This is a genomic window from Aldersonia kunmingensis (genome assembly GCF_001646865.1).
Taxonomy (GTDB): Bacteria; Actinomycetota; Actinomycetes; order Mycobacteriales; family Mycobacteriaceae; genus Aldersonia; species Aldersonia kunmingensis.
This window is the reverse complement of sequence record NZ_LRRB01000250.1, coordinates 1-17,905: the sequence shown is the minus strand read 5'-3', so window position 1 is coordinate 17,905 and position 17,905 is coordinate 1. Positions and strand designations below refer to the sequence as shown.

Annotated in this window: 19 protein-coding genes; 10 read left to right on the top strand and 9 right to left on the bottom strand. The window is 67.6% G+C overall.

Annotated features, from left to right (window positions below; translation table 11 throughout):
* Window positions 1–11 precede the first annotated feature (11 nt).
* The 7 genes from A8G08_RS19300 to A8G08_RS19270 all read right to left on the bottom strand — a co-directional run bounded on the left by A8G08_RS19300 (window position 12) and on the right by A8G08_RS19270 (window position 4,283).
* Complete coding sequence (locus A8G08_RS19300; protein ID WP_068277870.1) at window positions 12–317, bottom strand: DUF3349 domain-containing protein; 306 nt, start codon at window positions 315–317, stop codon at window positions 12–14.
* 11 nt (window positions 318–328) lie between these two features.
* Complete coding sequence (locus tag A8G08_RS19295) at window positions 329–634, bottom strand: DUF3349 domain-containing protein (RefSeq protein ID WP_068277793.1); 306 nt, start codon at window positions 632–634, stop codon at window positions 329–331.
* A 35-nt stretch (window positions 635–669) separates the two neighbouring features.
* A complete protein-coding gene (locus A8G08_RS19290; protein ID WP_068277791.1) occupies window positions 670–945 on the bottom strand; it encodes a hypothetical protein in 276 nt (91 codons plus the stop codon).
* Between the two features lie 11 nt (window positions 946–956).
* A complete protein-coding gene (locus A8G08_RS19285) occupies window positions 957–2,201 on the bottom strand; it encodes an inorganic phosphate transporter (RefSeq protein WP_068277868.1) in 1,245 nt (414 codons plus the stop codon).
* Between the two features lie 125 nt (window positions 2,202–2,326).
* Window positions 2,327–2,722: a VOC family protein gene (locus A8G08_RS19280; protein ID WP_068277788.1), complete on the bottom strand. Its 396-nt coding sequence runs from the start codon at window positions 2,720–2,722 to the stop codon at window positions 2,327–2,329.
* A 76-nt stretch (window positions 2,723–2,798) separates the two neighbouring features.
* On the bottom strand, window positions 2,799–3,692 hold the full coding sequence (locus A8G08_RS19275) for a 1,4-dihydroxy-2-naphthoyl-CoA synthase (RefSeq protein ID WP_068277784.1): 894 nt from the start codon (window positions 3,690–3,692) through the stop codon (window positions 2,799–2,801).
* A 9-nt stretch (window positions 3,693–3,701) separates the two neighbouring features.
* Entirely contained in the window at window positions 3,702–4,283 is a 582-nt protein-coding gene (locus A8G08_RS19270) for an HD domain-containing protein (protein WP_068277781.1), read from the bottom strand.
* Window positions 4,284–4,470: 187 nt separating this feature from the next.
* Here A8G08_RS19270 and A8G08_RS19265 point away from each other — a divergent pair, with 187 nt between their 5' ends.
* The 3 genes from A8G08_RS19265 to A8G08_RS19255 are packed head-to-tail and all read left to right on the top strand — an operon-like array spanning window position 4,471 to window position 6,903.
* Window positions 4,471–4,704, top strand: coding sequence for a hypothetical protein (locus tag A8G08_RS19265; RefSeq protein WP_245672904.1), 234 nt, complete (start codon window positions 4,471–4,473; stop codon window positions 4,702–4,704).
* Window positions 4,705–4,764: 60 nt separating this feature from the next.
* Complete coding sequence (locus tag A8G08_RS19260; protein WP_068277778.1) at window positions 4,765–6,186, top strand: CYTH and CHAD domain-containing protein; 1,422 nt, start codon at window positions 4,765–4,767, stop codon at window positions 6,184–6,186.
* A 60-nt stretch (window positions 6,187–6,246) separates the two neighbouring features.
* Entirely contained in the window at window positions 6,247–6,903 is a 657-nt protein-coding gene (locus A8G08_RS19255) for a PaaI family thioesterase (protein WP_068277775.1), read from the top strand.
* A 125-nt stretch (window positions 6,904–7,028) separates the two neighbouring features.
* Here the strand turns inward: A8G08_RS19255 and A8G08_RS19250 are convergent, their stop codons facing one another.
* Window positions 7,029–7,637: a lipocalin family protein gene (locus A8G08_RS19250; protein ID WP_068277772.1), complete on the bottom strand. Its 609-nt coding sequence runs from the start codon at window positions 7,635–7,637 to the stop codon at window positions 7,029–7,031.
* A gap of 79 nt (window positions 7,638–7,716) precedes the next feature.
* Between A8G08_RS19250 and A8G08_RS19245 the strand changes: the two genes are divergently transcribed.
* The gene (locus tag A8G08_RS19245) at window positions 7,717–8,706 is read left to right on the top strand and encodes an o-succinylbenzoate synthase (RefSeq protein ID WP_157108670.1); all 990 of its coding nucleotides are present in this window, start codon (window positions 7,717–7,719) and stop codon (window positions 8,704–8,706) included.
* A gap of 43 nt (window positions 8,707–8,749) precedes the next feature.
* Window positions 8,750–9,196 (top strand): DUF6918 family protein, encoded by a 447-nt coding sequence (locus tag A8G08_RS19240; RefSeq protein WP_245672903.1) that lies wholly within the window; start codon window positions 8,750–8,752, stop codon window positions 9,194–9,196.
* An 87-nt stretch (window positions 9,197–9,283) separates the two neighbouring features.
* Here the strand turns inward: A8G08_RS19240 and A8G08_RS19235 are convergent, their stop codons facing one another.
* Window positions 9,284–10,108: a siderophore-interacting protein gene (locus tag A8G08_RS19235; protein WP_068277859.1), complete on the bottom strand. Its 825-nt coding sequence runs from the start codon at window positions 10,106–10,108 to the stop codon at window positions 9,284–9,286.
* A gap of 98 nt (window positions 10,109–10,206) precedes the next feature.
* Here A8G08_RS19235 and menD point away from each other — a divergent pair, with 98 nt between their 5' ends.
* The 5 genes from menD to A8G08_RS19210 form a co-directional block, all read left to right on the top strand.
* Window positions 10,207–11,832: a 2-succinyl-5-enolpyruvyl-6-hydroxy-3-cyclohexene-1-carboxylic-acid synthase gene (menD, locus tag A8G08_RS19230; protein ID WP_068277768.1), complete on the top strand. Its 1,626-nt coding sequence runs from the start codon at window positions 10,207–10,209 to the stop codon at window positions 11,830–11,832.
* Between the two features lie 110 nt (window positions 11,833–11,942).
* Window positions 11,943–12,365: a DUF3592 domain-containing protein gene (locus A8G08_RS19225; RefSeq protein ID WP_425394583.1), complete on the top strand. Its 423-nt coding sequence runs from the start codon at window positions 11,943–11,945 to the stop codon at window positions 12,363–12,365.
* A gap of 63 nt (window positions 12,366–12,428) precedes the next feature.
* On the top strand, window positions 12,429–13,568 hold the full coding sequence (locus tag A8G08_RS19220; protein ID WP_084436549.1) for a glycosyltransferase family 4 protein: 1,140 nt from the start codon (window positions 12,429–12,431) through the stop codon (window positions 13,566–13,568).
* Window positions 13,569–13,596: 28 nt separating this feature from the next.
* Window positions 13,597–14,295, top strand: a complete 699-nt coding sequence (locus A8G08_RS19215) for a demethylmenaquinone methyltransferase (RefSeq protein WP_281182167.1) — start codon at window positions 13,597–13,599, stop codon at window positions 14,293–14,295.
* A 114-nt stretch (window positions 14,296–14,409) separates the two neighbouring features.
* On the top strand, window positions 14,410–17,905 hold a 3,496-nt coding region (locus A8G08_RS19210), incomplete at its 3' end, for a bifunctional nitrate reductase/sulfite reductase flavoprotein subunit alpha (RefSeq protein ID WP_084436556.1).

Sequence of the window (17,905 nt, the reverse complement as noted above, 5' to 3'; positions counted from 1 at the left end):
CGGCCGTCGTCTCAACTGGGCTCGTTGATGCCGATGGTCGGCCAACCGCCGGATTCGAGGCGATTGCGCACGCGCTGGACATCGGTCTCGAGCGGCATCTCGTCGGTGACCTTGGTGATCATTACGCCGATGTCGGTCTTCTCGACGGGCAGCACACCGATATCGACGAGCCGCCCGGTGATCTGCTGCACTTCCTCGTCGGACAGCCGACGGGTGAGGATCGCGAGCAGCGGGATGTAGTCGGCTTCCGGCACGCCCTGCGGGTATCCAGCGCGCAACCAGCCGACGATATTGCTCAGGATGGGAGGCAGTTCGATGGCCAAGGCCGTCACTCCTCCTGCGCGGCGGCGAGTGTCCACCCACCGGCGGCGAGGCGCGCCTGCACGCGGGCGACATCCTCGTCGCACGGTTCCTGCAGGGATAGCTCGGCGATCGTCGCCTCGATCTCGGCGCTGTCGATGGGTTTGTCGGCCTCGCGCTCCGCGGTGATCAAGGCCGCCACCTCGCGGACCTCGGCCTCAGTCAGCTTGTGCCGGAGCACGGCGAGCAGCGCAACGTAGTCCTCACGCGGCACACCGTCCGGATAGCCGCCGCGCAGCCAGTCCAAGGCCGCACTAATCGGATTGCGCGCCACGAGTATTGCCCCTTTCGGCGAACGTCCCAGGCTTGTCAGAAGATATGAATGCCCAGGTCGTTGGCCAAAAAATTCTTCATGATGAACAGTATTCCCGTGATGACGGTGATCAACACGACGGCGAAGCAGACGCCGGCGAGGATCGTCCCGCGCACATCGCGTTTAACCGTGCCATCGGCGGCGATCTCGCCGTTGTGCGCGTAGAGGAATCGGAGTCCTAACGCGAACATCAAGGGCCCACCTGCGCCGAAGGCGATGCCGACGGCGAGTACCTGCCAGAGCGAGTCGAGAGTGTTGGAAATGGTCTCCATTGCAGGACCTCTCAGCCCTTCCCTGCGTCCGACGCGGTCCCGGCAGGCCGCGGCGTGATGGCTGCCGCGTCGTTCGGAACCTCTACGCCGGGATCGGCGGTGAGCGGGTTCGCGAGCGGCGCCGGGCTGCCGTCGTCCCAGGCCTCGTTGACGTTGGTGGTGTCGACCGGGTTGCGGCGTGAGCGCATCCACATCGTGGTAGCACCCAAGATCAGCAGTGCGAACACCACGATCACACCGGCAAGTCCGCCGATGCCGTTTGCGATCGCCCAGCAGAGCGCACCAACCAGTCCGGCCGCGGGCAGCGTGAGGAGCCAGGCGACACCCATTCGGCCGAGCACGCGCCAGCGCACCTCGCCCGCGGGCTTGCCGAGGCCGCTACCGAGGATCGAGCCGGTCGCGGTCTGTGTCGTTGAGAGCGGAAGCCCGAAATGGCTCGAGGTCAGGATGATCGCGGCCGAGCTCGAGTCGGCGGAGAAACCCTGCGGCGACGAGATCTCGACCAGGCCCTTGCCGAGGGTGCGGATGATTCGCCAGCCGCCAAGGTAGGTGCCCAGCGCGATCGCGAGCGCACACACGACCTTGACCCAGAACGGCATGGTGGAGTCGGCATCGACGGAGCCGTAGGCGACGAGCGCGAGGAAGATAATGCCCATCGTCTTCTGGGCGTCGTTCGTGCCGTGCGCCAGCGAGATCATCGAGGCGGTACCGATCTGGCCGTACCGGAAGCCCTTGTCGCGGTCCTTCTCGGCGATTTTGTGCGTGATTCGGTAGACGCCCCAGGTGCCGATCATCGCGACCAGCGCCGCGACCGGTGGGGCCAGCACGGCGGGAATGATGATTTTGCTGATGACGCCGGACCACTCGACGCCGCTCGCGCCGAGCGCGGCGATGGTGGCGCCGATCAGGCCGCCGAACAGTGCGTGCGAGGAACTCGACGGCAGGCCGAACAGCCAGGTGAGCAGGTTCCACAGGATGCCGCCGACCAAACCGGCGAAAACGATGACGAGCAGGTCCTCGCCGCCCACACCGCCGAGGTTGACGATGCCCTTGGCGACAGTTGCCGCGACCTCAACGGAGAGAAAGGCGCCGAGGAGATTGAGGAACGCCGACAAAGTGACCGCGGCTCGCGGCCGGAGCGCCCCCGTCGCAATCGAGGTTGCCATCGCGTTCGCGGTGTCGTGAAAGCCGTTCGTGAAGTCGAACGCCAAGGCCGTCACGACGACGATGGCCAGAATGAGGAACTCTGCGCTCACAGTCATGGAGTGTGCACACTCGCTCGGCTAAAACCAAACCGTTCGCGGACGTTAGCAGCGTGTCGTTTCGGCACTCAAATCTCTCCGCTCTCGATGGGCTCGAAGTTTGCGGGCGTGAGGTCCGTTCAGGCTGAGTCGGACTCGCGCGTATCGCGGCGGATCGGGTGGTCGGGCGGGACCTCCACCAGCACTATTGCGACACCGTCGGGGTCTGTGACCCACATCTCGTACAAACCCCACGGCTCCTGCTTCGCCGGCCGGACGATGTCGATGCCGTTGCGTTCGAGCTCTGCCTGCGCGGCAGTGATGTCGCGCACCTGGAGCCAGAACGCGCCCTCGAACGACGACTGCTTCCCGCTGCCGCCATGGGCCGCGATCTCGATCTGGCCCTGCCCCGCGAAGAAAACCGTCCCGCCCGGGTACTCGCGGGCGATCGCGAGGCCGAGTGCGTCGCGATAGAAGGTCAGCGTGCGCTCGTAGTCTGCGGGCCGCAGGAGCGTCCGGCTGCTGAGGATCTCCATCGCTTATGTCTACCCGGGAGCGTGCGGTTTGCCGCTCGAATCGAAGTGACGATTCGAGCGGCACATGCGCGAGCGATCAGAAGTACCAGGGATAGCGCGACCAATCCGGCTCGCGCTTCTGCAGGAACGAATCGCGGCCCTCGACGGCCTCGTCGGTCATGTATGCCATCCGGGTGGCCTCGCCCGCGAACAGCTGCTGGCCCACGAGCCCGTCGTCGGTGAGGTTGAACGCGTACTTGAGCATCCGCTGCGCCTGTGGCGACTTGCCGTTAATGGTCCGGGCCCACTCGATGGCGACGTTCTCGAGCTCGTCGTGATCGACCACCTTGTTGACCGCACCCATCCGGTGCATGTCCTCGGCGGTGTAGGTCTCACCGAGGAAGAAGATCTCGCGGGCGAACTTCTGCCCGACCATTTTCGCGAGGTAGGCGCTGCCGAACCCGCCGTCGAAGCTGCCCACGTCGGCATCGGTCTGCTTGAAGCGGGCGTGCTCGCGGCTGGCCAGGGTCAGGTCGCACACCACGTGCAGGCTGTGTCCGCCGCCGGCGGCCCAGCCGTTCACGAGACACATGACGACCTTCGGCATGGTGCGGATCAGGCGCTGGACCTCGAGGATGTGCAGCCGTCCGGCACGTGCCTTGTCGACCGTGTCCGCGGTGTCACCCGAGGCGTACTGGTAGCCCGAGCGGCCGCGGATGCGCTGATCGCCACCGGAGCAGAACGCCCAGCCGCCATCCTTCGGGCTCGGGCCGTTGCCGGTGAGCAGCACCGCGCCGACGTCTGCGGCCATCCGAGCATCGTCGAGCGTCCGGTAGAGCTCGTCGACGGTGTGCGGCCGGAACGCGTTGCGCACCTCGGGCCGGTCGAAGGCCACGCGCAGCACGGGAACGTCCACATGCCGGTGGTAGGTGATGTCGGTGAGGTTCTCGAAGCCGGGAACCGGGCGCCAGAGGTCGGGGTTGAAGGTCACGCCCCGAGACTACGACCCGCCCACCTTCAGCCCGGCGGCGCGCGCATGCACCCGATCGGTTGCCGCACGCAGGTAGACCTCGCGCACCGGGTGGACGAGCACGCTCGGCGAATCCGGGCTATGCCGGGCGAGCATGTCGGCCATGCGCTCGTCGAGCTCGACGTCGGCGCCGTTCTGGCCGGTGGTCTGGTCGGCCGCCGTGAGCGCATCGGTCACGGCCTCGTCGGAGTCGTCGAACTCGCACAGTTCTGCGGTGAGCCCGCGCAGCTCCGCGACGAATCGGCTGCCCGAGTGGTAGGCGACCAGATCGCAAACGTGGGGCGGCCAGCCCTCCCGGCGCAGGTATCGAGCGCCGTCGATCGAGTGCATGCCGGTATCGCGCAGCGCGGGCACCTTGCCGATGTCGTGCAACCAGGCCGCGGCGATGAGCGATTCGCGTTCGTCGGGTGCCACGGTGGGCGCGAGCGCGGTGGCATGTGCTGCGACCCCGCACAGGTGCCGAAGCAGTGCAGGCTGATCGGCAGTCAGCCGACGGGCCAGGGTCTCCGCGGCATCGATGAGTGGTGCTGCAACCGAAGAGGTTTCGTCCACGACGCCTCCCGCCGATCCGTCTCACCTACAGCATCGGAGGCCCCCCGCACAGCGCCGATCGGCTGTGCCCTGCCTGGGTGTAGCTGATGACGATAGTCGAGAAGGCGGCTCGAGCGCTGTCCGATTTTTCTCTTAACCTGGTTGTAACGCTATGGTGTGCCGGCACTGTGTGACGGAAGGAACAGTCATGGTGGCAATGGGGCCCGATGACCACGAACGAATGGTCGAGTTCGAACTGCGCTGGTACAGCCTCGGTGGCGGACCGGCCACCGAGATCCGCGACGTTTTCGGGGTCGATGAAGCTGATTTCTTCCGTGAACTGGATGTCGCGTTGAAGAGCCTGCCGCCGCGCGGGCTCCCGCTCGGTGTTGTCGAGGACATGAAACGCGTTGTGCGCCGTCGTCTGTGGCTCGTCGCCTGACGCGTCCGCCCGATTCCTGGAGCACTTGTCGATTCGTCCAGTAGGGGAAATGCTGTCGGCATGGCCGAGTATCTCGAGCGCGAGGACAAGTACGACGTCGACGCGGATTTTGCCGTCCCCGACCTGACCGCTGTCGTTGCAGGAACGCACGGCGAGGCCGTCCATGTGCGACTCGAGAACACCTACTTCGATACCGCCGATGGCGCGCTGCGTGCCCGCGGGCTGTTGCTGCGCCGACGGATCGGCGGCTCGGACGAGGGCTGGCAGCTGAAGGTGCCGGAAGGTAACGCCCGAGTCGAGTTGCAGGAACCGCTCGGTGACGGCGAGCAGATTCCGGCCGCGCTGCTCGATGTGGTTGAGGGCGTTCGTTTGCGCCAGCCGCTCGAACCGGTTGTCCGGATGACGACCGAGCGCGGTATCGATCGCATCCTCGGCGCCGACGGCGACCTACTTCTGGAGGTCGCCGACGATCGCGTGGAGGCCGAGGACCTGCGGAGCGGCGGTGCGTCGTTGCGCTGGCGCGAGGTCGAGGTGGAACTGGCTGCCGCGGCGCCCACGGTGCTCGACGATGTCCGTGAGTCCATGCTCGCCGCCGGTGCAGAGGTGTCGTCCGCGTCGTCGAAATTGGTCAAGGTGCTCGGTTCCACGAACGGATCCTTCGACGGCGCCCGCGCGGCGCGCGCGCTCGCCGAGTACATCTCGACCCAGGCCGAGGAGATCCTGCGGGGTGACGTGGCCCTGCGCCGCGGTATCGATCCGATCCACAAGACCCGCGTCGCGATCCGCCGATTGCGTAGCACCATGCGCGTTTTCGGGGACTTGCTCGATGCTCCGGCTGACTTCGAGCAGGAGCTGAAGCTCTTCGCCGGGCTGCTCGGCGAGGTGCGGGACCGGCAGGTGCAGCGGGCACACTTCGCCGACGACATCGCCGCACTGCCGCCGGAGCATGTGCTCGGCTCGGTCGCCGCCGACCTCGATGCGCATCTGCTCGGCGAGCAGTTGCGGGCCCGCGAGGTGGTGACCAAGGCGATGACCACTGCCCGCTACACCGCGCTGCTCGAGGTGGTCACCGCGTGGGCGGCCCAGCCGCCGATCGCCGCGGGCGTCGGCGGCAAGAAGTTGCGCGCGGCGGTCAGCAAGGCGACGCGCAAGGCCGACAAACGGCTCGCCGCGGCGCTGAAGTCGGACGACGACGAGGCGCTGCACAGCGCACGTAAGTCCGCGAAGCGCGCGCGTTATGCCGCCGAGCTCGGCGACGGTCTGCTCGGGAACAAGAAGGCGAAGCGGCTCGTCAAGCGGTACAAGAAGATTCAGACCCACCTCGGCGACCATCAGGACAGCGTCGTCGCCGCCGAGACGCTGTGGCGCGCGGCGACGCGGAGCGCGGATGCGGGCGGCGCGAACGGGTTCACCTACGGGTTGCTCTTCGCGCGCGAGCAGGCTCGTGCCGACGCCGCCGTCGCGGCGGTGCGCAGGCGGTAGAAGCGGTCGGTTTGTGGGTCGGGCGTCGCGGGATTCCTGATCACCGTTAACGTGACTGGTATGACCGAAAACGCGCCGCAGCGCCCGCCGCATGCGCCGAAGGACGACTCGTACGAGCATCACGGCGGTTTTCCCAAGTACACCGCCGCTGTCGAGGCCCCCGAGGCGTTCGGCGAGTTCGTAGCGGAGATGCGTCGCGTTCAGGATCTCGCGGTCTCGATCGATGCCCCCGACGACGTGGTGGAGAAGGCCCGTTCACTTGCGCAGGAGCTTTCCGAGCTCCTCACCCCCTACGAGGCGCCCGAGGGTGTCGGCCCGGCGGGCCGGCTGCCCAGGCTGCCCGGCCGTGGAAGCCTGCTGATGTTGCCGTGGACCTGGGAGAAGTTCGGCCCAGAGGGCGTCCGCAGCACGGGCATGTTCACCCGCTACCACCTCGGCGGCAACGCCGCGGTGCACGGCGGTGTACTGCCGCTGCTGTTCGACGACCTGTTCGGCGTCATCGTGCATGCGTCGGGCCGCCCGATCAGCCGCACGGCCTACCTGCACATCAACTACCGCGCGGTGACCCCGCTGTACACCCCGCTCGTGGTGGAGGGTCAGCTCGACAGCGTCGACGGGCGCAAGAGCTTCGTCAGCGCGAAGCTCACCGATACGTCGGGCAAGTTGCTCGCGGACTGCGACGCGCTCATGGTGCAGCTGCTGCCGCACCAGCCCTGAGCCAGTTTCGTGCGTCCGGAGTGAACGGAAGCGTTCACCCCGTCTAACGCAACAAATCTTCCGTTCACGGCCCGAGATGGGTGTGCGCTATCCACAGCCGCCCATCCATCAACAGGCCAATTCAGTCAGCACAGCGGGGTGATATCCCCGCGGCCACCAGTCGTCGGCGAGGTGAGGAAGAAGCAGCCGTTGTAGCCCGCGGCGGCAATCGCGGCTCGCGCGGATTGCCACTGTTCCGCGGTGAACGCGGGTGTCCGGGAGAGCAGGAATCCCGAGAATCGCGTTGGATCGCCCACGAGCGCCCAGCTGTAGTCCGGCGCGATGGCGGTGACGATGTAGTTCGGCACCCCGACCGGGTCGGGCGACCCGAACGGGAAGCTCACGCGCAGTTGCGCCTTGGTCACCGGATCGAGCACCTGGGCGCTGCCGGTGATCGAATTCGGGGTGTTCGCCCACGTGGTGCAGTTGTTGCGCACCGAGATAACGCCGTTCGGCGTCAGCCCGTAGTCGGCGGTTGTATCGCGCGCACAGACGAGGCTGAACGGCTGCGGGATCGCGGCGAGTTGATGCCAGCGGCCGAGGTAGCGATCGAGCTCGAGACCGGCCACTGGGCGCAGTGGCGTGGGTTGCGCCTTCGCGGTGGCCGGCAGGCACAGGGCCGCGATCACCCCGATCAGTACGACGACGGCGCCCACGCCGACGACAACGGCTGCGGCGCGAACGACCTTCTTCATGCCCTGTTCCTTCCCGAAAAGTTCGGTGCATAAACGATTCGGAGCCGAACCCGGCTTGGCTGGGCGCAACAATGTCTGAGTGTTCGAGCTGCCACCGCTGACCGATGTGCTCGCCGATCTCCACGTCCTGCAGTTACCGATGCGCGTCCGTTTCCGCGGCATCACCACCCGGGAGGTGGCGTTACTGCGCGGCCCGGCCGGTTGGGGCGAGTTCGGGCCTTTCCTCGAGTACGACGACGCCGAGTCCGCGAACTGGCTGGCCTCTGCGATCGAATCGGCCTGGCAGGGGCCTCCGCCTGCGCTGCGGTCCTCGGTTCCGGTCAATGCCACGGTGCCCGCGATCGACGCGGCGAGGGTGCCGGAAATCCTGGCCCGCTTTCCGGGTGCGGACACCGCCAAGGTGAAGGTCGCCGAGCCCGGTCAGTCCCTCGCCGACGATGTCGCGCGGGTCGAGGCGGTACGAGCACATATCGCGCATGTGCGGGTCGATGCGAACGGCGGTTGGAGCGTCGGGCAGGCCGAAGCGGCGCTGCGGGCGCTGACCGAGTCGGGCGCATTGCAGTACGCCGAGCAGCCGTGCGCGAGCGTGGACGAACTCGTCGAGTTGCGCAGCCGGATGCCCGAGGTGCGGATCGCCGCGGACGAGAGCATACGCCGGGCAAACGATCCGTTGCGGGTCGCACGGGTCGGCGGTCTGGATGTCGCGGTGGTGAAGGTCGCGCCTTTGGGCGGCATGCGGGCAACGATCGCGCTGGCGGAGCAATTGCGCGGGATGGGCGCGGATCTGGTCGTCTCGAGTGCATTGGACTCGGCGGTGGGGATCGCTGCGGGGCTGGCCGCGGCCGCCGCGCTGCCGGATCTGAGGCTCGCGTGCGGGCTCGGAACCGGTGGCTTTTTCGAGCGCGATGTCTCGGCTGGGCAACTCATGAGTGCCGGTGCCGTACAGGTGAATTCGGTGGAACCTGACCCTGACCTGCTACGTCGTCTGAGCGCGCCACAAGATCGACAAGAGTGGTGGACCACACGTATCAGGCGTTGCTTTTCGCTTGTACAGTTCAACGGTCAATAGCCTCGTTCTCGAGGTCCCCAACAACGGTGTTCGGAGGAGTTCGGTGGTCGCTGTAACCACTTTGCACGACGCGCTGCTCGGGTCGGGTCGCGAAGCGTTCCTGAAGGCTGCGGTGGGTGTCATTGACGCCGAGGTCGAAGAGAAGCGCGGCGCTACTGGCCTCGCCGTGAAGGCGGGCTACGGAGCAGTAAACAAGATTAAGTCCGGTCTGGTGTCCGACGCGCTCGATTCGTTGCTGCCCGCGTTCGTCGACAAGCTCGACAAGCACTGGAGCGAATACGGCGCTGCCGGTACCGGATTCGGTGCATTCCTTGCGGATCGCGGCGACCAGGTCGCCGAAGAGCTGCTCGAGGTGGTCGACGCCAAGGTCGCCAACACCAGCCAGCAGGGTGTCAAGCCGGTGTACTCGACGATGCGTTCCGGAGCCAAGAAGAACGTCGTGGAAGCGCTGCCCCGTCTGGGCGACGTGATCGAGAAGCACGCAAGCTAGTCCAGAAACAACGACGCGCGGCTGTGCTGATCTCCCGTTAGGGAGTCGCACACGCCGCGCGCAGTTGTCTCTGGAGGGGGTGAAGGCTCAGCCCTGGGCCTTACCGAACCGCCAGAAGCCAGTGAAGGAGATGTCCTCCTTTGCGAAACCCCGCTCGTTGACCAGCAGGCGGCGCAGGCCGGTGGCGAGATCCTTTTCTCCGGCCAGGAACGCGTAGCCGCGTCCGGTGGGCAGCGTTGCCGCCGTCACCGCGTCCAGCGCAAGCTTTCCGGCGCGCGCGTGCGAATCGGTGCGGACCAGCCAGTGCAAGTTCACACCCTCGGGTGCATCCACCTCCTGCGCGTCATCCGCGTGCGGAATTTCGATGAAAGCCTCGCCGCGAAGGCCCCGATCGGCCGACCGGAGGATGCCGAGAATTGCGGGGAGTGCGCTCTCGTCGCCAACGAAAAGCTGCCAGTCGGCCGCGGGCTCGGGGTTGTAGATCAGGCCCTCATCGAGCATGCCGAGCTCATCGCCGGGGCTCACCGAGTTGGCCCATGCCGACGCCGGGCTCGCATCGCCGTGCGAGACGAAGTCGATGTCGATCTCCGGGCCGGCGCCGTGTAGCGCGGCTTCGGCCGAGCGGTATTCGCGGACCGTGAAGTTGCGGCAGAGGGGTTTCTCCGCGCCCATCATGAGGTACTGCGCGTACCAAAGCAGGCTGGTCTGCGTGGGAAGGCGAAGTTCGGCCTGTCCGGGCTTCTTGACGAACAGCCTGAACCACTGGTCGAAACCCATTGCGGTGAAGCTGCTCAGCTCCTCGCCGCCCACTGTCACGCGCACGAAGTTCGGGCTCACCTGCTTGCTGGCGAGAACATGCGCGCGCAGCAGGGTGGGCTCTTCGGGCTTGACGTACTTACTGCGTTTGGCCATCGATTCCTCGCTCATCCGAAACAAGTCGCGATTAGGTTAGCAAAACCTAATAAGAGAGCGCTGCACGAATTTCTCCGCGGTTCTGACAATCTGGTGAGGTGAATCCGTCCACCGCTCAGGCCACTGTCGTCGTCGATGAACTGATTCGCGGCGGCGTGCGCGAGGTGGTGCTGTGCCCCGGCTCGCGCAACGCGCCGCTGGCGTTCGCGCTGCAGCAGGCCGATGTCGACGGACGCGTCCGGTTGCACATGCGCATCGACGAGCGGACTGCCGGATTCCTCGCGATTGGACTTTCCATCGCGAGCGGGCAGCCGGTTCCCGTCGTGATGACCTCGGGTACCGCGGTGGCTAACCTCGGCCCGGCGGTTCTCGAGGCGAACTACGCGCGTGTGCCGCTGGTCGTGCTGTCGGCCAACCGCCCCTACGAGATGCTCGGCACCGGCGCGAACCAGACGATCGAACAGCTCGGCCTGTTCGGCACGCAGGTGCGCGCGACGATAAGCCTGGGACTCGCAGAGGACGATCGCGACGAACACGGCCGCGAACAGAACAGCAAGTGGCGCTCGGCGGTCTGCCGCGTGCTCGCCGCCGCGCGCGGCACGCGCTCCGGCAATGCGGGCCCGGTCCACTTCGACATCCCGCTGCGCGAGCCGCTCGTGCCGGATCTGCACCCCGGCGCGGGGACACCGTCCGGCCGGCCCGAAGGCGCACCGTGGACGTCCACCGCGCACGCCACCCTCGATGTCCCGCTCGAGATCGACCTGACCCCGGACACCGTGGTCATCTCCGGTCACGGCGCGGCCTACCGTCCCGAGCTGGCCCATCTGCCGACCGTGGCCGAGCCGACGGCTCCGCTGCATGGCCCGGCGCTGCACCCGCTCGTCCTGCCGCTGCTCGAACCGCGGCAGGCGATCATCACCGGCCGTCCCACGCTGCACCGCCCGGTGGCCAAGCTGCTCGCAGATCCGGCCGTAGCGGTCTACGCCCTCACCACCGGGCCCCGTTGGCCCGACGTCTCCGGCAACGTCGTTGGCACCGGTACCCGCGCGGTCATCACCGGTGAGCCGCGCGAGGCCTGGCTGACGCGCTGCGCACGGATCAGCGAGGGTGCCGACCGCGCGGTCCGTGACGAACTCGCCGCGCATCCCAAGCCCACCGGTCTGCATGTCGCGGCCGTGGTGATGGACGCGCTGCGCGAGGGCGATCAGCTACTGCTCGGTGCCTCCAACCCGGTGCGCGACGCCGCCCTGGTGAGCCACCCGAAGCCGGGGGTGAAGGTGCTGTCGAACCGCGGTGTCGCGGGCATCGACGGCACTGTGTCGACGGCCGTCGGCGCGGCGTTGCACCACGACGGCCGCACGATCGCGCTGATCGGCGACCTCACCTTCCTGCACGACGCGGCCGGGTTGCTGATCGGTGCGGGTGAGCCGCGGCCCGACGATCTGACGATCGTGGTGGCCAACGACGATGGCGGTGGCATCTTCGAACTGCTCGAACAGGGCGACCCGCAGTACGCGGGTGTCTTCGAGCGGGTATTCGGGACACCGCACGGCATGGATCTCGCCGCGCTGTGCAGCGCGTACCGGATCCCACACGCACTGGTCGATCCCGCCGAACTCGCGGTCGAACTGAAGTTGCCGGCCGGCGGCGTGCGGGTGCTCGAGGTGGCCACCGAACGCTCAGGACTGCGCGAGCTGCACGCCGCGGTGCGGGCCCGGCTGTGACCGAACCCGCGCTGGAGCCTGTCGTGTCAAACGAAACGCCGACGTCGGACGAGACGCCGGTGTCCAAAGAAACTCCAGTTCCTCAGCAGCGCAACCGGGTCCGGCTCAGTATCTACATCGCGGCGATCACCATCACGGTGCTGTCGATACTGCTGCTGCTCGCCGCGTGGCGCGACGACGCCAAGATCGAAAGCGACATGGGCAAGGCGACTGCCGAGGTGCTTTCGGCGGGCAAGTTGCGCTCGGCGGTCAGCTTCGTGACACCGGACGGCGTGACGCACAACCCCGAGCTAGGGGTGCTCTACCCGACGAACCTCACCGCGGGTCAGCGCATCGACGTCGAGTACTTCCGCGCGGATCCGGACCTGGTTCGCGTCGCCGGCCGCGATGCGCGGGTCGCGATCCTCCCGACCGCCTCGGTGATCGTGGTCGTGTGGGCAATCGCCATACCGGCCCTCTACCTCGAGCGCAGAATGCGGCACCGGCGCGAGCGCCGAATCGCTGGCGGACCCTCACCCGAATCCTTCGCCTGAACTTCGCCGACCCGTCACCCGGCTGTTCGCATCGGTGACCTCACGCCGGTCACACTCGGGTCCGTGCGGGTGGCAATAGTCGCGGAATCGTTCCTGCCGAATATGAACGGCGTGACGAACTCGGTGCTGCATGTGCTCGCTCATCTCGAGCGCTGCGGGCACGAGGCGATCGTGCTCGCGCCGGGACAGCCCGGCGGCGAGGCGCTGCGGCCGGGGTACCGAGGCGTCCCGGTCCACCGGTTCCCGGCGGTGATGGTGCCCAAGGTCAACTCGTTGCCGATCGGGCTGCCGCAGCCGCGGATGACCTCGGCGTTGCGCGAATTCGATCCGGACGTCGTGCATCTCGCGTCGCCGTTTCTGCTGGGCGCGGGTGGTCTTTCGTCGTCGCTGCGCCTCGATGTGCCAGCGATAGCGGTCTTCCAGACCGACGTTGCAGGGTTCGCGGCCAGCTACGGGCTGGGTGTGACCAGCCGCGCGGCATGGGCGTGGACCCGTCGCATCCATACGCGCGCCGCACGGACACTCGCACCGAGCACCGCGGCCGTGGCGGACCTCGAGCGGCACCGGATCCCGCGGGTGCACCGCTGGGGCCGCGGTGTGGATCTCGACAGGTTCGGTCCGCATGCTCGCCGGGCCGAATTGCGTAACTTCTGGGCGCCCAATGGCCGGCTGATCGTCGGCTTCGTAGGCCGGCTCGCTCCGGAAAAGCATGTTGAACGGCTCGCCGTCCTTGCGGCCGACCCGCGGTTGCAGCTCGTTGTCGTCGGCGACGGACCAGACCGGACGCGGCTCGAGCGGCTCATGCCGTCGGCGGTATTCACCGGTCAGCTCGGCGGCGACGCACTTGCCCAGGCCTACGCGAGCCTCGACGTCTTCATCCACCCCGGCGAGCACGAAACCTTCTGCCAGGCAGTGCAGGAGGCGCTGGCGAGTGGGGTGCCGGCGATCGCGCCCGACGCCGGCGGCCCGCGCGACCTGATCGGGCACTGCCGCACCGGTTACCTGCTCGATCCGCAGCGCTTCGCGGAGCTGCTGCCCGGTGCCATCGGTCCGCTCACCGACGCGGCCCTGCGGGCCCGCTTCGCGGCCGCCGCACGCCGCTCGGTCCTGCGGCGAAGCTGGCCCGCGATATGCGACGAATTGCTCGGGCACTATGCCGCCGTGATCGGTGGCGAGCGTGGCCGGGACTCCCGGTCGGCCTGACCAAGGGGACGGGTACGGTCGACCGGTGATCGAAGCCAAGGGTTCGCGCGCGTCACTGGAAAAGGCTCCGCACGAGGTCGCGTCGATGTTCGACGGGGTCGCCAAGCGGTACGACATCACCAACACGGTGATCTCCATGGGACAGGACCGCTACTGGCGGCACGCCACCCGTAAAGCGCTCGATCTCAAGCCCGGCGAGAAGGTTCTCGACCTCGCCGCAGGCACCGGAGTTTCCACCGTTGAGCTGCAGAAATCCGGCGCGTGGTGCGTGGCCACCGACTTCTCCAAGGGCATGCTCGCGGCCGGGCGTTCGCGTCCCGTCCCGATGGTCGCAGGCGACGCGATGGCGCTGCCGTTCGCCGACGGCGTTTTCGATGCGGTGACGATCTCGTTCGGGCTGCGCAATGTCCACGATTTCGAGGCCGGTCTGCGCGAGATGGCTCGGGTCACCAAGCCCGGCGGGCGCCTGGTCGTGTGCGAGTTCTCCACCCCGGTGTTCAGGCCGTTCCGGACGGTGTACCTCGAATATCTGATGAAGGCGCTGCCGCAGGTGGCGCGCCGGGTGTCGAGCAACCCCGATGCCTACGTCTACCTGGCCGAATCGATCCGTGCGTGGCCCGATCAGCGCCGTCTCGCCGACCGGATCGACGCCAATGGGTGGTCGGGGACACAGTGGCGGAATCTCACTGGCGGCATCGTCGGGCTACACCGCGCAACCAAGCCCTGACCTGCGCTTTCCGGTTCCTCACGTCATTACCTGTTACAAAAGTGAGCCAGCCGTGACACGACGATAACGTCGTTGTCGATCAAGCGGAACGCGCCGCCGCAATCATCGGTGGCGATGGTCGAGACAACGGGGACGACAGCGAAGACCCGCACCGCATGCAGCTACTGCGGCGTGGGATGCGGTGTTGTGGTCGAGACCACGCCGGGGCCCGCGGGCAACCCGCTCATCGCGAAGGTAAGCGGTGACAAGCTGCATCCGACCAACTTCGGTCGGCTGTGCACCAAAGGCGCGACGCATGCGGAACTGATGGCCGCGGTTGACGGCAGGATGACCACCGCGCATATCCGTACCCAGCGTGGCGGCGTTCCGACGCCCGTCCCGGTGGACGATGCGGTCGCCGAGGCGGCTCGCCGGATCCGCGACATCGTCGACACGCACGGTCCCGACGCGGTCGCGCTGTACGTCTCCGGGCAGATGTCGATCGAGGCGCAGTACCTGTCCAACAAGCTTGCCAAGGGCTACCTGCGCACCGTGCACATCGAGTCGAACTCCCGGCTCTGCATGGCCAGCGCAGGCACCGGCTACAAGCAGTCGCTCGGCGCCGACGGCCCGCCCGGGTCCTACGCCGACTTCGACATCACCGACCTGTTCTTCGTTATCGGCTCGAATATGGCCGATTGCCACCCGATCCTGTTTCTGCGGATGGCCGACCGGCTCAAGGCGGGCGCAAAGCTCATTGTCGTGGACCCGCGCCGCACCACCACCGCGGAGAAGGCCGATCTGTTCCTGCAGATCAAGCCGGGCACCGACCTTGCGCTGCTGAACGGACTGCTGCACCTGCTCGTCGAGTCGGGCGAAATCGACGAGGAGTTCATCGCCGAGCACACCGAGGGCTTCGAAGCTCTCCCGGAATTCCTTTCCGACTACACGCCGGAGCGGGTCGCCGAGATCACCGGTCTCGCCGAGGACGACATCCGCACTGCCGCGCAGTTGATCGCGCAGTCGAAGTCGTGGATCTCGTGCTGGACGATGGGCCTGAACCAGTCCACGCACGGCACGTGGAGCACCAACGCGATCTGCAATCTGCACCTCGCGACCGGCGCGATCTGCAAGCCGGGCAGCGGGCCGATGTCGCTCACCGGCCAGCCGAACGCGATGGGCGGGCGCGAGATGGGCTACATGGGCCCCGGCCTGCCAGGTCAGCGCGCGGTGCTGTCGGCCGACGACCGCGAATTCTGCGAAGCGGAATGGGGACTCGAGCCGGGCAGCATCCGCAGCGATGTCGGCCCGGGCACCATCGAACTGTTCGATCGGCTCGGTGCCGGCGAGATCAAGGCGTGCTGGATCATCTGCACGAACCCCGTTGCCTCCGTGGCAAATCGGAAGATCGTCATCAACGGGCTGGAACAGGCCGACCTGGTTATCGCCCAGGACGCCTACACCGAGACCGCGACAAACGCCTACGCCGACATCCTGCTGCCCGCGACCCTGTGGTCGGAAGCCGACGCGGTGATGGTCAACTCCGAACGGAACATGACCCTGCTGCAGCAGTCGACGCAGGCGCCCGGCGACGCCCGGCCGGATTGGCAGCTGATTGCGGATGTCGCGTGCGCGCTCGGTTTCGCGGAGGCGTTCTCCTACAAGACGAGCGAGGAGATCTTCGAGGAGATCCGCCGGTTCTCCAACCCGCGCACGGGATACGACCTGCGCGGTGTCAGCTATGAGCGGCTGCGCCGCGAGCCGGTGCAGTGGCCCGCGCCTCCGGGTGACCGCACCGACCGTCACCCGATCCGGTACCTCAACGACGGGGTCAGTCAGGATCTCTTCGTCGACGAGGACGGGTACACCCCGCGCCTTGCGTTCCCGACGCCGAGCCGGCGCGCGGTGTTCTACGCCCGGCCGCACATGGACGCGCGGGAGATGCCCGACGACGAATACCCGATCGTGCTGAATACCGGTCGGCTACAACACCAATGGCACACCATGACCAAGACCGGCAAGGTGGCCAAGCTCAACAAGCTGAACCCGAAGCCGTTCGTGGAAGTCCACCCCGACGACGCGGAGCGCCTCGGCATTCGTGAGGGGGTCGAGGTGGAGATCGCATCCCGCCGTGGCCGGGCCGTGCTGCCCGCAGTCGTCACCAACCGGGTGCGGCCCGGCAACTGCTTTTCCCCGTTCCACTGGAACGACGAGCACGGGGAGTACCTGACCATCAACGCGGTCACCAACGACGCGACGGACGCCGCGTCGTTGCAGCCCGAGTTCAAGGTGTGCGCAGTCTCGTTGCGCCCGGTCGATGTGCCGGTGGCCCTGCCGGCGGCGCCGGCAGCCGGTGACCTGCACGGCATGCTCGGGCTCTCCGGCTTCATGCCGCCGACCCCGACCGAGAACGAGAAGTTCTATCTCGCCGGACTGTTGGCCGGGATCGGCGCCGATCCGGTCGGCGTGCCGAGCGTTCCGGCCTCGGCACCGCTGAGCAAGCCGATGCGGATGTGGGTGGACGGCGTCCTGGCCGGGATGTTCAGCCGCGCCGACGCCGCGGCGGTGGCCGCACACGCGCCCGCAGCAGAGCCGGAAACCCCGGGCGTACTGGTGCTCTGGGCCTCGCAGACTGGCAATGCCGAGGAGTTCGCTGCGCACGCTGTGGCGACACTCGCTGAGAACTCGATCGCGGTCCGCACCGTGGGGATGGACGACGCCCGGCCGGCGGATCTGATCGGCTGCCGCGAGTTGCTGGTGGTCACCAGCACGTTCGGCGACGGCGGGCCGCCGGACAACGGTGCCGACTTCTGGTCGCAGCTCGAGGCCGAGGACGCGCCGCGCCTCGACGGCATCCGGTTCGCTGTGCTCGGACTCGGCGACCCCGCCTACGACAACTTCTGCGGGCACGCGAAGAACCTCGATGCGCGGCTGGAGAGCCTCGGCGCGAGCCGGATGAAGCCCCGCGTCGAATGCGAACCCGACGATTCCGCACCGGCCGACGCGTGGCTCGTCGAAATGATCGACATGCTGCGGGAACGCGGCGGCGAGGATTCGGCACCGACTGCTCCGACAGCGCCGGCCCCGGTAGGCCCTGCCGTCGGTGGCGTAGCGACCCTCACCGCACCGGCCCCTGCGCGGGCCAGGGTCGAGGTCGTGACGCCGCGCGCCGCCGCGCCGGCCCGGAAGACTGCGGGCGCGCTCGGCACCAGGGCGAAGCCCGTGCTCGCGCCGCTCGTGCGCAACGAAGTGCTCACCAGTTCCGAGTCGACCAAGGAGGTGCGCCGGTTCGGGTTCGATCTCGCCGACACCGGTGTCACGTACTCGGCGGGCGATTCGCTCGGCGTGTACCCCACCAACACCCTTGCCGCGGTGGACAGCTGGCTCGAGGCCACCGGCCTGGACGGCGACCGCCGGATCGACGTCGACGGTGTGGACATTCCCTTGGCCGAAGCGTTGCGCACCCGCTTCGACATCAGCCGGATCACCCCCGATCTGCTGAAGTTCGTGGCCGCGCGCAACTCCGATCTGGAACTCGCGCGGCTGCTCCGCCGGGACAACAAGAACGACCTGGCCAAGTGGATGTGGGGCCGGCACGCGCCCGACCTGATGCGCGCGTTCCCGATTCAGG

Bases quoted from the DNA above. Each gene is read 5' to 3' on its own strand.
- A8G08_RS19290 (WP_068277791.1), bottom strand. From the start codon at position 945: ATGGAGACCATTTCCAACACTCTCGACTCGCTCTGGCAGGTACTCGCC.
- A8G08_RS19260 (WP_068277778.1), top strand. From the start codon at position 4,765: ATGGCCGAGTATCTCGAGCGCGAGGACAAGTACGACGTCGACGCGGAT.
- A8G08_RS19250 (WP_068277772.1), bottom strand. From the start codon at position 7,637: ATGAAGAAGGTCGTTCGCGCCGCAGCCGTTGTCGTCGGCGTGGGCGCC.
- A8G08_RS19255 (WP_068277775.1), top strand. From the start codon at position 6,247: ATGACCGAAAACGCGCCGCAGCGCCCGCCGCATGCGCCGAAGGACGAC.
- A8G08_RS19265 (WP_245672904.1), top strand. From the start codon at position 4,471: ATGGTGGCAATGGGGCCCGATGACCACGAACGAATGGTCGAGTTCGAA.
- A8G08_RS19235 (WP_068277859.1), bottom strand. From the start codon at position 10,108: ATGGCCAAACGCAGTAAGTACGTCAAGCCCGAAGAGCCCACCCTGCTG.
- A8G08_RS19280 (WP_068277788.1), bottom strand. From the start codon at position 2,722: ATGGAGATCCTCAGCAGCCGGACGCTCCTGCGGCCCGCAGACTACGAG.